This window comes from Pseudomonas sp. AD21 (assembly GCF_002878485.1).
Lineage (GTDB): Bacteria > Pseudomonadota > Gammaproteobacteria > Pseudomonadales > Pseudomonadaceae > Aquipseudomonas.
In genome coordinates this window covers 1-13,053 of sequence record NZ_NQYG01000018.1, presented here as the reverse complement: position 1 = coordinate 13,053, position 13,053 = coordinate 1, and the positions used below count along the sequence as shown (strand labels likewise).

Annotated in this window: 12 protein-coding genes and 1 pseudogene; 11 read left to right on the top strand and 2 right to left on the bottom strand. The window is 52.0% G+C overall.

The genetic code is table 11. The annotated features are described in order from the left end of the window. Positions 1-6 precede the first annotated feature (6 nt). The 8 genes from PseAD21_RS13630 (at position 7) to PseAD21_RS13595 (ending at position 9,834) form a co-directional block, all read left to right on the top strand. Positions 7-3,573 carry a LysM domain-containing protein gene (locus tag PseAD21_RS13630; RefSeq protein WP_102356139.1) on the top strand — a complete coding sequence of 1,189 codons (3,567 nt, stop codon included), beginning with the start codon at positions 7-9 and terminating at the stop codon, positions 3,571-3,573. Then, entirely contained in the window at positions 3,570-4,556 is a 987-nt protein-coding gene (locus PseAD21_RS13625; RefSeq protein WP_256588148.1) for a tetratricopeptide repeat protein, read from the top strand. Before PseAD21_RS13630 ends, PseAD21_RS13625 begins: the two co-directional genes overlap by 4 nt. Next, positions 4,556-5,530: a tetratricopeptide repeat protein gene (locus tag PseAD21_RS13620; RefSeq protein WP_102356138.1), complete on the top strand. Its 975-nt coding sequence runs from the start codon at positions 4,556-4,558 to the stop codon at positions 5,528-5,530. The genes PseAD21_RS13625 and PseAD21_RS13620 overlap by 1 nt, the downstream gene beginning before the upstream one ends. Before the next feature lie 370 nt (positions 5,531-5,900). Next, the gene (locus PseAD21_RS29770; RefSeq protein WP_256588146.1) at positions 5,901-6,551 is read left to right on the top strand and encodes a hypothetical protein; all 651 of its coding nucleotides are present in this window, start codon (positions 5,901-5,903) and stop codon (positions 6,549-6,551) included. Between the two features lie 474 nt (positions 6,552-7,025). Further along, entirely contained in the window at positions 7,026-7,934 is a 909-nt protein-coding gene (locus tag PseAD21_RS30035; RefSeq protein ID WP_256588145.1) for a hypothetical protein, read from the top strand. A 320-nt stretch (positions 7,935-8,254) separates the two neighbouring features. Then, positions 8,255-8,812, top strand: a complete 558-nt coding sequence (locus PseAD21_RS13605) for a hypothetical protein (RefSeq protein WP_102356137.1) — start codon at positions 8,255-8,257, stop codon at positions 8,810-8,812. Between the two features lie 262 nt (positions 8,813-9,074). Then, positions 9,075-9,344, top strand: a complete 270-nt coding sequence (locus tag PseAD21_RS13600; protein ID WP_102356136.1) for a DUF2790 domain-containing protein — start codon at positions 9,075-9,077, stop codon at positions 9,342-9,344. Between the two features lie 91 nt (positions 9,345-9,435). After that, positions 9,436-9,834, top strand: a complete 399-nt coding sequence (locus PseAD21_RS13595; RefSeq protein ID WP_102356198.1) for a hypothetical protein — start codon at positions 9,436-9,438, stop codon at positions 9,832-9,834. Here the strand turns inward: PseAD21_RS13595 and PseAD21_RS13590 are convergent. Beyond that, positions 9,831-10,100: a DUF1652 domain-containing protein gene (locus PseAD21_RS13590; RefSeq protein WP_102356135.1), complete on the bottom strand. Its 270-nt coding sequence runs from the start codon at positions 10,098-10,100 to the stop codon at positions 9,831-9,833. The genes PseAD21_RS13595 and PseAD21_RS13590 overlap by 4 nt on opposite strands. A 370-nt stretch (positions 10,101-10,470) precedes the next feature. On the opposite strand from PseAD21_RS13590, the gene eco reads away from it, so the two are divergent. Continuing rightward, entirely contained in the window at positions 10,471-10,956 is a 486-nt protein-coding gene (gene eco / locus PseAD21_RS13585) for a serine protease inhibitor ecotin (RefSeq protein WP_102356134.1), read from the top strand. A gap of 21 nt (positions 10,957-10,977) precedes the next feature. Further along, positions 10,978-11,283 carry an NIPSNAP family protein gene (locus PseAD21_RS13580; protein ID WP_102356133.1) on the top strand — a complete coding sequence of 102 codons (306 nt, stop codon included), beginning with the start codon at positions 10,978-10,980 and terminating at the stop codon, positions 11,281-11,283. Positions 11,284-11,313: 30 nt separating this feature from the next. Here the strand turns inward: PseAD21_RS13580 and ilvA are convergent. Further along, positions 11,314-12,303, bottom strand: a pseudogene (gene ilvA, locus PseAD21_RS13575) (threonine ammonia-lyase, biosynthetic); the annotation flags it as partial. A 252-nt stretch (positions 12,304-12,555) separates the two neighbouring features. On the opposite strand from ilvA, the gene PseAD21_RS13570 reads away from it, so the two are divergent. After that, a complete protein-coding gene (locus PseAD21_RS13570) occupies positions 12,556-12,891 on the top strand; it encodes a DUF2834 domain-containing protein (RefSeq protein ID WP_102356131.1) in 336 nt (111 codons plus the stop codon). Positions 12,892-13,053: the final 162 nt, after the last annotated feature.

The window sequence follows — 13,053 nt, the reverse complement described above, 5'->3', positions numbered from 1 at the left end:
ATCACCATGGAAATCACGAATCACGCCGTCATGCCCGGCGAAACCCTGAGCCAGATTGCCTCGCGCTACAACAGCACCGTGGCGCAGCTTCGCCAACTCAACCCCTTCATCACCAATCCGAACAACGTCAAAGTCGGATGGAACCTGAGCGTCCCTAAAAGCACGCAAGCCGCCTCAGCCACACCCGCCGCTTCGACGCCCGCTGCGCCTAAGGCACCTGCCGAGACGCCTGCGAAAGCCGCAAGTCAGTGCTCGGCCAAAGACCTGGTTGAACTGGATCCGGTCAAGGAAACTCCAGATGGGTCCTCGAAGACCTTTAAGCCCCACGCCCCCGCTTGCGACAAGACTTTCGCGAGCGCTATTTATGCAACGGAGGAACAAGAGTTCTGGCTGCTCCCTGAGCGTGCGGTGTCCGCCATCAAAGAGTCGATGTTCGCGCTGGAGAAAATGATCGCGCCAAACAAGGCGCGTGATGCACGCTTCAACGGACTGCAAGAGTCGGGTTTGCTTGAATACTTCCTCGAACCAAAGTTGAGCAACTTCCTAACGGGCGCCCAACGTACCCGTATGGAAGAGTTCGAGGCGATGGGAGATGAGATCGAAATCGATCCCGCCACCGCTAAAAAGAGACAAAACGAAGCCAATCGAAACAAGCCGGCAGCCGCTCCTGCGCAACCTCCTCAGCAAGATACGGCCCAATCGCGCATAGACCGTTTGAATGCGGACATAGCTACCCAGCAAAGTATCCGCAAAGAGTTCGTCGATTATCACAAACAGCGGGCTGAGTGGCTTGCGCTGAAAAAAGAAGCGATAAAAGCTGCGAAGCTTCAAGGCTACTCCTACGAAAGTGGATCACTGTACTCCAAAGAGGCAATTGAAGTCCGCGCCCGCGTGCAAGCGTATCTCGAAGCTCGGCAAAAATTACTCAGCAACAAAGACTTCAAGCAAGTGCCAATGGACGACGTCGCGAAGGCTCTGGCTGAACAGAAAAAAAGTTACGAAAACATCTGCAGCGGCATGAACGATTGCACCGCGGATCTCGTCGCGTACGTTTACACACTGCACAAGAACGCCGATGCCCTGAGTTTCCATGCTTACACTGAGTCGATTATAAAAGCATCGGAATACGGCATCGCACTCCCGGAGTTCGCGCTAATCAGTGACGGCCTTCCATCAGGCATCGCGCAATTCAAGTTGTACCTGGACACCGAGAAGAAACAGGCAGAAGTCACGGCGCAGCTTCAAGAGAAATACAAACGCTGGATCGAGGCGACCGGTCAAAATGCCCAGGCCCCGGCGGGCTTGGTCGACGTTGAGCGAACCGAGTGGGATCGCCTGCAAAAAATCAAGGACGACCTCCAGGTAACCGCCCAGAACAATGCGGACGCAGCCACACCAAGACTTCACCTGATCTGGGAGCCGGAGGAGTTTCAGCCCAAACCCGTCGACCGTATGGTGAAACCCGGTTTCCCTCTGCGTGAAGTCAGTCTTTCGGACGCCAAGGGTACGCCCTTGAGCTGGTTCAGCATGACGAACCTGAAAGACGCAAAAAAGATCATGAAGGAGGATTCAAAAAGTGCAGCCAACTCGATAAAAAAAGTCGTTAAAAGCCTACCTGCCGACGCTACAGAAGGCTCTGATAAAAACGGTGAAAACAGCTCATTCCGCGAATGGCTTCTTGCGCAGGGCGCAATCAAGTTCAGCGATCAGGTAGGTGACTGTTTTGATAAGAAAGGTTGGTTCAAAGTCAACGATTTCTACGCTTATTTGAAAAAACAGGGCTACAAAGTCACTGAACTGGAGAACAGTGCAACATTAGCCAATTGGGGCAAGCACCTTCAGCAACTGGTATTCAAGAAAAGTGTGCGCGGCAAAGTCAGGCTGTTCGATAACAGCCCTCAAGCTCAATTCGTCCGCGCCCTGACCCCTCCCCAGCCAAGCATTCACGGTGAAGTGAAGCTGGAAGGCCCGAAAATGTCCGCCGCTGAAGGCTTTCAAATGTCGGCCAATATAGGGCTAAGCCTGGACTTGGCGCGCGGCGAAGTACAGTTGATGAAAATCGACATGCCTGCCAAAGCGAGCGCTAAAGAGATCACGCTGGATTATTCTTTGGACGGCGTGCCCCAAAAAATGAGCTTCGGCCGGTTCTCCTTTCACTTTGGTGTGAAAGCCTGGGGTTACGCTGGGGCATCGCTGCTGCTGGCGGGTACCGTCGAGTTGAGCCCGATCTTCGGCAACGTCAAATACGGCGCAGCTCTAAGCCCGGTCAAACGCGCACAGCGTGAAGACGCCTCTGCCAAAGAAGAACGCGCAGATCACGATGCGGCCAAGAAAGCCAAGGCCGACAGCGGCGACAACAGCCCTACTCCCGATCTTGAACACAAGTCCAAATCCGGCACCTATGCCGACTCCAAAAGCACAGATCAACTGCGGGGCGGACGATTCGCCAAAGTGCAAATCGAAAACGGTGCAAAAGCCAGCTTCAATGTGTTTGGAGGCTTGCAAGCCGCTATCGAACTCACCGGAGCACTGAACTGGGCACCACCAAAAGAACTCGTCGCCCTGCGTACCGCGCCAACGATGGGCATCGGCAGTGACAAAGATGCGAAGAAAGCAAATCCATGGTTGACCCTTGCCAAGCTGAGTGGGTCTGTCGGGGTTGCGTTGGGTGCGGGATTCCAGGGAACTGCGCAGATCTCTCTTGATAAGGGACGCTTTATTCTCAATTTGAAGGCTGCGGTAGTACTGGGCCCTGGTGCTAACGGCAGCTTTAAGTTTGAGATTGGTTATGAGGCGGTGGTTGATATCATCAACTTGTATCGAAAAGAACTTCATAAGGCAAAAGGTAGAAAAATTGAATGGATGGAACCCGAAGCAGGGAAATATGCATCAACTCTTAATGTTTTAGGAGCAGCCGGGCTTAATGTGGAAATGGCCTATCTCATGGGTTGGGATTTGGTCATGAGCTTGTATGAGACGATGACAAGTAGCGGAAAAGGTGGTCCTATTGCTCATGCGATTGTTGAATACCAAAATCCCGATGAGTTAAAAAAATGGGTAATAGAAGCAACTCCAGAAGCATTAGGGCCGATTTTAATGACACTAATGTCTACCCCAGAGGAGTTCACCATCGCGTCAGCAAAGCAAGGTGCAGCCAGCACCTCAAAAGAAGGTAAGAAAAAATACACCAGGCAAGAATCGTATTTAGCCCAGCAAACAGCAATTGAAATTATAATAACTTACATCACCACCAACGCTAAAAACAAAGGAAGTCTCCTAGAAGCTCAAAAACAATTTGAACTCGCCTGCGCATGCATGAATAAATTCGGAGTACAACCCGTTGATATCGGTCAAAAATACTGCGAGAACCGCTATCTCCTCGATAATTTCATGAGCGAGCCCGTGCTTAATTTAATTGACGCGCTAGGGAACACAATGAGAACTCGTTACAAGAAAAACGCCTCGCTATTAGGTGAGCCATTTGATGGCTCTTGTAAAATTGTTATGCACGAAAACAGCTACATACCAAAACCGTCAGTAAGATACTCAGCTCCAGCGAGCAAACCAAATTGAAAATCACAAAATTACTTAACACCTCTCTCTGTATTTTCTTCTTATTTCTCTGCAACACTGCGAATGCCGCTCTCACCCAGCAGCAAGAAGAAGCCAAAAAAAAAGGTATTGAACTTTACAATCAATACAAAGCTATTTCCGCAATTGATTTCCTAAAGATCGCAGCCGATGGTGGTGACGACGACGCACTTTACTACCTAGGGGAAGCATTAAGAAAAAACAACCGTTACATGACTCAAGAAGCACAAAAAGCTTATGAGGATTCTGCAAAAAAAGGCAATATCTATTCGATGATTCGGCTTGGAGAAGCGAACGAAGATTTGTGCGTAACCATGAAGAATTGTTCTCCTACAGAGCATTCGCCCGAAGAGTGGACGAACAAAGCTAAAGAGCTTGCAACAGAACAAGCATCCAAAGGAAATGCTGAGTCAATGTACCTGTTATGGGAAATAACAGGTAACGATGACTGGTTAGAAAAATCTGCTGAACGCGGGTTCGCTTTGGCGCAATTTCGTTTAGCCACTAAATATCAAGAAGGGGGTGGCGCATTCCTGCTTCCATCAAGAAGATCTGATGCAATCGAAAAATGGATGAAGGCGTCTGCAGAAAATGGCTATCCTCCAGGCATGATGGGATTCGCAGCAGCCAGGATTGAAAAAAATGATTTATCGTCTTTCAGATTTTGGAATGAAAAAGCTGCAACTTTAAGCTACGTATCCGGAGTTTTTGGCTATGCATCCTACATTGGTGGGATTGAACCAACATACGGTTTCCAATCAGACCCAGTAAAATCATATGCTCTATTATCGAACCTGCTAGAACTTGACGGTGGCGGCAACGTAATAAACAACGTTAACGATACGTTACCAGAAGTTGAAAAAAATATGTCCAAAGAACAGATAGCAGAAGCAAAAAACCTCGCTAAAACGTGGAAGTCCACGCACCCGCCTCTCTCATTTTATCCGGACAAACTAGGATATTAATGCCAGTGAAGCTAATCAACTACTTCATAACCGCGATAGTTTGTATAGCCGCCACTCCTGCTTCTGCGTCGGAGCCGGCACACGAAGTCTCTCCGGGTATTATCCTATACAATCAGTTTAAGTTTGATACAGCCTTCACCACATTAGAAGAAGAAGCACGATCTGGAAGCGCGGAATCGCAGTACTACTTAGGCGAAGCTCTAAGAAGGCGCAGTCGCTATATGACGCCTGAAGCACAGCACTGGTACGAAACGGCTGCCATGAGTGGCTCTATATACGCTATGATTCAATTGGGCCGAGCAAAAAACGATCTTTGCGCAACAATGGAAAACTGCCCACCGTCTCAAAAAACTCAAGCAGAGTGGTTCATGGAAGCCAAGAAAATCACTTTGCCGAAGGCGAATAATGGCGATCCAGAGTCTCTGTATTTAATGTATGAAATCACCTTGGATCATCAGTGGCTAGAGAAATCTGCAAATGCAGGATATCCACTCGCGCAATATTGGATGGCTGTAAGTGAAAGACAGGGTGAAGGTTACTTCTTCATTCCTGGAGGACGTGATGCGTCAGTAAGAAAATGGCTACTACTCTCTTCCGAGGGTGGCAACCCAAAAGCCATGATGGAATATCTAGAAACACTGTATGAAAAAGGAGAAATGGAGAGCATTCGACATTGGCTTGAAGTGGCCGCAGCAACCGGCGAACAAGAAGCCATGAGCAACTATGGAGCGTACACCTCACATACTCCTGACAAAGTTGGCTACCCACTGGATTTAGTTAAAGGCTACGCTATTTTCTCTTTGTTAAAGGAACTCGGTGACAGCGGCGGAGTGCAAGATTATGTTGATCGTAAAATCGATAAAATTGCTGAAAAAATGACACCAGAACAAATTGAACAGTCTAAAACTGTTGCGCAAGAATGGAAAGACACTCATCCGCCCCTGTCCTTTTTCCCTGACAAACTGGGACGTTAATCTAGAACCTCACAGTGCCGAAGATCATCGACCAAGTGTTGGACGATCGTGGCATTCTGACCGATGCCTAAAGCTTTCAGGTCGGCACCGAATACCCGCAGTGCGACTACTGCGCGCAGCCACGTGTCCGACCTGCACCTTATCCACTGCTGTTCGAGTACCGGACGGTGCTCCGCCAAACTTAAAGCGGTGAGTTAGCAAGACTCAAGCATGAACGCCGGCAAACCAGTGATCAACTGTTCAACCTGCGTCTGGAAACCCGTACAACCTGCGTCAACTGCCGTGAATACGACTTCTAAGAACCGAAAATCCTGCCCGAGGGCGCGGTGAAATCCGAGTTCGCCGACGATAGCAATATCAAGGAAATCGCATGGATATGAAAGATTTAATCGCTCGAGCAGCCTCAAAGTATGGAGACTCCTCAAGTTTTGTCCTGAAAGCAAACAAGAGCACTGGACAACCCCCATGCGAATTATTCATCACAGATGAACATACTGAAAATTTTTTAACTTTGCAGATTGCCGGTGATTCAGATCGCGGTAGCATTACCGGCATGGCGGCTGGAGTAGGCTCATTATCAAGTTTCGCCCTAGCGCTAATGACGATCATAAAAGGGCGCTGGGATCTAGTTGGACTTTGTACCTCTCTAGGTATCGCCATGTTTCTAGTTCCTTTTTATTTTGAAACACGAAAGCCTCTGCCCATGCCTGTTCTTTTTAACCGTAGGACAAGGGAAGTTTACTTTGATCAGAACGGTGAATTATTCCATACGCCGTGGGATGATATTCAAGCGATTGCATGCGAATTTCAAATGACCGGAATTTACACAGGCAGCATGAATAATGCCTCGCTCAAAATTCTAGTAAAACGTCTTGGCGAACCAGAAAACTCATTAATGGTAAGTTTAGGCGCACCTATGGGAAAGACTCTAAGCATGCAGAAAGGATTCTGGGAGTACATCCGCAGCTATGACCTTGGCTCGATAAAAATTGGCAGCACAGCGATTCAGATGACTTCATAAGGCAAACTCTTTCTAGCAACATCCGAAAGTCTGACTTTCTGGGGTACTGGAAAAAAACAATAAAAGAAAAAACAAACAATGACGGATCTAATTATCTAAGCGCATCCGACGCCTTCATGCTTGTTGGACATATACTTTTTTACCCGACAAACGCCATACAAGATTTAACGTACGACTATGTAAAGCGCAAAACGCGAGATTTTTGGCCACAAATAGTTACTGAGCGTTTACGTAAAGATGGACCAACCTCGCGTTTAATTGACCTTGAGCGCGAACGAGGCTTACCAGTTTAGTAAACTGAAAGCCTCCAGCTTCTCACGCGCAGTCATTAAAATTGATTTTAATGGAAAACCTAATATTGGCAAGTAGCATGAATCAAGCAAAAAAAGATCACAAGAACTGGAATTCAACTTACCCTCCACCCTCTTGCTTTATTTCTAATTTACTTCTTAACAGACACCAAACACCAAACCCATGAAAACTCATCCATTGACATCCGTCACACCTACCGACCAACCGCCCATTGAACTCTTCGTTACTGATGAACACACAGAAAACTATCTATCGCTAAAAAATGGCGGAGATCATAATCGTGGATTACTCAGTGGTCTGCTTGGTGGAGTTTCAGCCTTAATCGCTCTTATAACTGGAGTGTGGATGGCGCTGCTCGGCAAGTGGGATGGGGCTGTCTGGATGCTAATCCTTGGCACACCTTTATTCATAGTGCCGATTGTTATTGAAGCGAGACGAGCACTGCCGCTTCCTGTGATCTTCAACCGAAGAACTAAAGAAGTTTACTTCGATAACGACGGCGAGCTTTATCACACACCATGGCAAGGAATAGAAGCCATTGCCTGTGAATTTGAGATTGTAGGCCTCTACTCTGGCAACATTCGACACACCTCACTCGAAGTATTGATGAAGCGATTGGGAGAACCTGAAAACTCAATCATGGTCAGCCTTGTTACACCAGCAGGCAAATCATTAAACATGCAAAAAGGATTCTGGGAATATATTCGCTCCTACATGAACAATGGGCCTTGGTTCGACCACAATGGAGAACATAGCGAGTCGGATGAGTTTGTGAAAAGCCAATTAGCATTAAATCTAAAGCAGTCTGAAAATTTAAGTGCCTGGCAAAAAATAATCCAAAACAAAAAAGAAGCTAGTGGCGGAAAAAATTTCCTTACCGGCACTGACGCACTAATGCTAATAAGCAACATCATTTTTTACCCTTCCAATAAGATCCAGGAATTTGTATATGAGAGGGCAAAGCGTCGTTCACGTAATCGCTGGCCTGAAATTGTTACCGAAAGACTACGATCTGATGGCCCCACCACAAGGCTGATTGATTTAGAGCGCGAACGCAGCCTTTCAGTTTGAACCTGAAGCCTTGCTACGCTGGTTTGGGGTAAGAACTCAAGTGGAGCATGTATCCGATTCGGATACATGACTTCATACCACGGCCATACGGTAGGTGAGGTTTATCGATCGCTGACGCACAAACCCGGCATCCTGACCTTCGGCGCCACCGGCAAGGCCAGATCCACGGTCTGGTGTACCGCATCGAAGCACATTGAGATTGGAAAATGAATAAACTGGACAAGCTTGTAAAAAATGCGCCAGATGTGTCGTTCGAATTGGCGGACGGAACCTCGGTGGTGAGACCGCCGTGTTCCTTTCGACCACGGCGTGTGCACTGAATGATGCGACTTTTCAAGCGCTGCCTGGCCGGGATAACCCTTACGACACTGTGCTTTCAAGTCTGGGCGACGCCGGTGCCGTTCTCGACGTTGACTCGCTGTGATCTGGCTGCTGACCACCGGATTTCTCTGCTGCGTGGTGATGCGTTCAGCGGCTCGAGTGTTTACAAAGTGCGTGAAGCTCACGGACTCCAGTTCCTGTACGAGGATTCGGATGCCTCTCGCGGTAGTGATGTTCACTGGAAGTGCGTGGCTCTCGATAAGCACTCGAACGCGCTCGTCGTCTCGGGTGAATTCACGTCCAACTACATTCAGGGACTTTTGTTTTACTACGATGCGGCCGAGCGAAAGGTCAACCGGATCAGTTTTGCCGAAAGGAACCGTCCAGGCTGGATATGGCTGAGCACTCAAGGCACACAGGTGATTTTCTTGAACGTCGGCCATGAAAGTTCACACAAGTACCTGCGTTACGGCAAAAACGAGGCTTATCAGGAGACCGATGAGCTTCCGTTTCCAGTGAGCGCTCGTGGTGAAAAGCTCATCAGGCTTAAACTTTAACCGCGTGCACATCCGAGGGTTGCTTGCGGTATCTGTCATTGCCCCGACGGGTGCCAGCATTGGCTGCTTCGAGGTTTCAGCCCTACCCTTCGAGAAATCCCCCCTCTGCCTGACAGCCGGCGTTCAGCCAGGTTAACCATCACTTAACGCCGCAGTCCAAAACTGTACTGAACCGCACACCTCAGCCCTTGGCTGACGCCGAGTGCGGCAGGTTTGGCCGTATTGCGCCGAACGCTCATTCCGTCGCACGGGAGTCCGATTCATGAACATTCGCACGCTGTTGCTCACCTCCGCTCTCGCCTGCACCGCCTTCGCGGGGCTGGCTCAGGCCAATGACACCACCGCTGCAACCAAGCCGGTTCCCTATCAGTACGGCATGCCGTTGCATGTGAACAAAGTGATCTTCATGACCGAGCAACCCACTCGTCAGTGCAAAGTCGTTACTGCTGACATGAAGTACGTCGACAATGCCGGGAAGCCTGAGGAAATCACCTACCGGAAAATGTCCGACGCCTGCAGTGACCAGAACTGACAGAAGGCTCTGATTTGCGGCGTTGCGGTAGGCGCTGGAGGGCTCGCGGGTTATGCTCGGGGCCTTCTTCTTACTGCCGCAAGGACTCGCCATGCAGTTGTCGTTTCGCACGTTGTCGATCATCACTTCTTCGTTGTGTTTTGTGCTGGCGCTGGTCTGGGGCTTTTTCCCGGAGGTATTGCTGGCGATCTGGAGCATCGAGTATTCGAGCGCTGCCGGGTTTGTCGCGCGGCGCAGCGCGGTGCTGTTTGCGGCGTTGGGGGTGATGTTCTATCTGGTGCGCAACGCGCCGCCGTCGCTGGGCCGCAACGCCCTGAGCAACGGGTTTATCGTCGGTTGTTTTGGTTTGGCGGTATTAGGTTTCAGCGAGTGGCTGAACGGCCATGCCGGCCCCGGGATTCTGCTCGCGGTGCTGGTCGAGTTCGCGCTGGGCCTTGGCTTTGTGCAGGCCCGGCGCGTGACGGTCGAACTGGGTGAAACCGTGAGTTAAACCGCTCTGGATCTCGGGCTGTAATGGTTTGGCATGGTTTGTTGCGCCAGGTCCGAACGCAACCCGGCGATCAAGTCGTTGATTTCGCGACAGCCATTCAAATGGCTGGCGTCGATACCGCTGACGTGTAGGTCGACCTGGTCAGTCTGGTGGTCGCCGAATACCTTGACGGTCATCGACAAGTCTGGCGACAGCGTGCACTGGCAGCGTTTAGGCAGAAAACTGCTTTCAATGATATTGCGTAGTTCCAAGGCAGACAGAAACATGATGAACCTCTCCTTATTGATGAAACTGCCAATCAACTCTTCACGTTGACCGCTTTTGCTGCCCCTGCGCGGGTGTGTCCCCGCTGATTCCCTGGTGCGGCAAACGGTTGTACTGCGAAATGCCTCATGGAGTGTAGGCGCCCGAACCCGGTGCGCCGCACCAAATAGACGCATAAAGCGTGCCTTTCATCGGGTTGTTTTGACCCTCGATAAATCAAGCACTTGGCGCTGTGGCCAGTGGTTGACCAGTTGCAAAATGCAAGATGAACCCGCTTGCGCACTGCAATTTGCAAGTCGACGCCGGTTTGCATTCATCGCTGATGACAGTGAGAATGCCCGTCATCCACCCTACACCCGCCAGGAGGCTTCCATGGGTTCTTTACGCGCTCGCGCGACAATCGGTCTGCTCGTTGCCGGCCTGTCCACCCTCGCCCACGCGGCCAAGCTCGAAGATGTCGCGCCGTATCCCAAGGCGGAAAACGGCTTTACCCGCCAGGTCATCTACCTGCCCAAGCAGGATCAGGAAGAGAACTTCCAGGTTGAAGTCCTCGCCGGCAAAACCCTGGAAGTCGACTGCAATCGCCAGCGACTGGGCGGCGCTCTGGACGAGAAAAACCTCGAAGGCTGGGGCTACCCGTTCTACCGCCTGGAAAAAGTCATCGGCCCGATGAGCACCCTGATGGCCTGCCCGCCTGGCTCCCAAAAGAAACGCGCCTTTGTCCCGGTGGTCGGTGACGGCTTCATGCTGCGTTACAACAGCAAGCTGCCGCTGGTGATTTACGCCCCCAAAGACGTCGAGGTGCGCTACCGCATCTGGTCGGCATCGGACAAGGTCGGCACCGCCATCGCGGAATGACCTGAACCGGGAGCGCAAAACGTGATTACCTGCCATGTGCGATACGTGATCGATCCGTACCAACTGACCGAATTCGAGGCCTACGCCAAGGCCTGGCTGGACATCGTCGAGCGGTTGGGCGGCACTCATCACGGCTACTTCCTGCCCTCCGAGGGCGCGAGCAACATCGCTTATTGCCTGTTCAGCTTTCCATCGCTGGCCGATTACGAAAGCTACCGGCACATCGCGCTGACCGACCCGCAAAGCACGGCGCTGGTGGAATCACTGGTGCAGAAGAAGTTCATCGTCAGCTACGAGCGCAGTTTCCTGCGCCCACTGCTGCCCTGAGCGTTGTCACGCCGGGACGCCACACACTGCGGCGCGCTCGGCGACGTGACGCAGGCTGTCAAAATTGATGTTGGCGCCGGAGTCGATCGCGACGAAGGTCTGCTCCCGAACACCGGTGCGGGCCACGTACTGTTTGATCCCGGCCACCGCCAACGCACCGGAAGGTTCGGTGATCGAGCGGGTATCGTCGTAGATATTCTTGATCGCGGCGCAGAGGTCGTCATTGCTGACGGTGACCACCTCGTCCACGCAAAACCTGCACACTTCAAATCCATAAGCGCCGATCTGCGCCACCGCCACGCCATCGGCGAACGTCCCGACGTTGGGCAGCACCACCCGTTCATCCGCTTGCAGCGCCGCCTTCAGGCAGGCCGAGTGCTCCGATTCGACACCGATGATGCGCACTTCCGGCCGCAGGTATTTGACGTACGCCGCGATGCCGGCGATCAAGCCGCCACCGCCCACCGGAACGAAGATCGCATCCAGCGAACCCTGATGCTGACGCAGGATTTCCATGGCCACCGTGCCTTGGCCGGCGATCACGTCCGGGTCGTCGAACGGCGAGACAAAGGTGCGCCCGGTTTGCTCGGCCAGTTGCAGCGCATGGGCCAGGGCAAATGGAAAACTCTCGCCATGCAGCAGCGCTTCGGCGCCACGACTTCGCACCCCGAGCACTTTCAGTTCGGGGGTGGTCGAGGGCATGACGATGGTCGCGGCGATCCCCAGTTCCCGCGCCGCCAGCGCCACGCCTTGGGCATGATTGCCCGCCGATGCGGTGATCACCCCGCATGCTTTCTGCGCATCGCTCAACTGGACCAGCCTGTTGTAGGCGCCACGGATCTTGAAGGAAAACGTCGGCTGCAGGTCTTCGCGCTTGAGCAGGATCCGGTTGCCCAGCATCTCGGACAGTGCCGGCGCCGCTTGCAACGGCGTGCGTACGGCAATGTCGTAGACCGGCGCGGCCAGGATCTTTTTCACGTACTGCTCAAGCAGGGCTTGCTGGTCGGGGCTGTGCGGCATGGTCGTCTCCTGACGTTTTGATCAAACCCCCGGAGACAGAAAGTAAAACCCCGCCTCTAGGGCGGGTTGGGTGCTGCAGTCGTGAGCTAGCCCGCCAAATGAGGAATGGCGGTAATAATGCTTGGCTGGCAGCGCAATACGGTGGAAGTCATGGGCCTGAAATTAGCCCGACGGCGGTGCGCGCGTCAATGGCTTATTTGGCGATGGCGCTATAGGCTGGCAATTCTGCTCATCACCCCAAGGAAGGAATGCATGATGTCTGTCGCCCTGCCCCTCACTGCGTTGATTGCGTTTACCGGCTATACCGTGTCGGTGATGCTCCAGGCCGAACAGTCATTGATCGACTTCGGCATCAGCCTGATGTCGCGTCCGGATACGGCGCAGGTGGTGATTGATCTGTATCTGCTGGCGACGCTGGCCGGGGTGTGGATGGTCAAGGATGCGCGGTCGCGGGGGATGTCTGTGTGGTCGGTGGTGCCGTATTTGCTGCTGACGGCGGTGTTTGTGTCGATTGGGCCTTTGTTGTATCTGGTGGTACGTGGAGTTCGGGAGCGCACAAAGGTGGTTGTGGCGGATCCAGCGAGCTGATCCCGAGCTTCCAGTGCTGCTGAAATAGCTTTCGCGAGCAAGCCCGCTCCCACAGGGGTTATGCGTCAGACACAGATCCAATGTGGCAGCTGATCCCGAGCTCCAGTGCTGCCGAAATAGCTTTCGCGAGCAAGCCCGCTCCCACAGGGGTTATGCGTCAGA

What these genes read in the sequence shown, in the direction of transcription:
- PseAD21_RS13595 (WP_102356198.1), top strand. Translation starts at nt 9,436, where the DNA reads ATGCAGTTGTCGTTTCGCACGTTGTCGATCATCACTTCTTCGTTGTGT.
- eco (WP_102356134.1), top strand. Translation starts at nt 10,471, where the DNA reads ATGGGTTCTTTACGCGCTCGCGCGACAATCGGTCTGCTCGTTGCCGGC.
- PseAD21_RS13605 (WP_102356137.1), top strand. Translation starts at nt 8,255, where the DNA reads ATGATGCGACTTTTCAAGCGCTGCCTGGCCGGGATAACCCTTACGACA.
- PseAD21_RS13630 (WP_102356139.1), top strand. Translation starts at nt 7, where the DNA reads ATGGAAATCACGAATCACGCCGTCATGCCCGGCGAAACCCTGAGCCAG.
- PseAD21_RS13570 (WP_102356131.1), top strand. Translation starts at nt 12,556, where the DNA reads ATGATGTCTGTCGCCCTGCCCCTCACTGCGTTGATTGCGTTTACCGGC.
- PseAD21_RS29770 (WP_256588146.1), top strand. Translation starts at nt 5,901, where the DNA reads ATGGATATGAAAGATTTAATCGCTCGAGCAGCCTCAAAGTATGGAGAC.
- PseAD21_RS13590 (WP_102356135.1), bottom strand. Translation starts at nt 10,100, where the DNA reads ATGTTTCTGTCTGCCTTGGAACTACGCAATATCATTGAAAGCAGTTTT.
- PseAD21_RS13600 (WP_102356136.1), top strand. Translation starts at nt 9,075, where the DNA reads ATGAACATTCGCACGCTGTTGCTCACCTCCGCTCTCGCCTGCACCGCC.
- PseAD21_RS13620 (WP_102356138.1), top strand. Translation starts at nt 4,556, where the DNA reads ATGCCAGTGAAGCTAATCAACTACTTCATAACCGCGATAGTTTGTATA.
- PseAD21_RS30035 (WP_256588145.1), top strand. Translation starts at nt 7,026, where the DNA reads ATGAAAACTCATCCATTGACATCCGTCACACCTACCGACCAACCGCCC.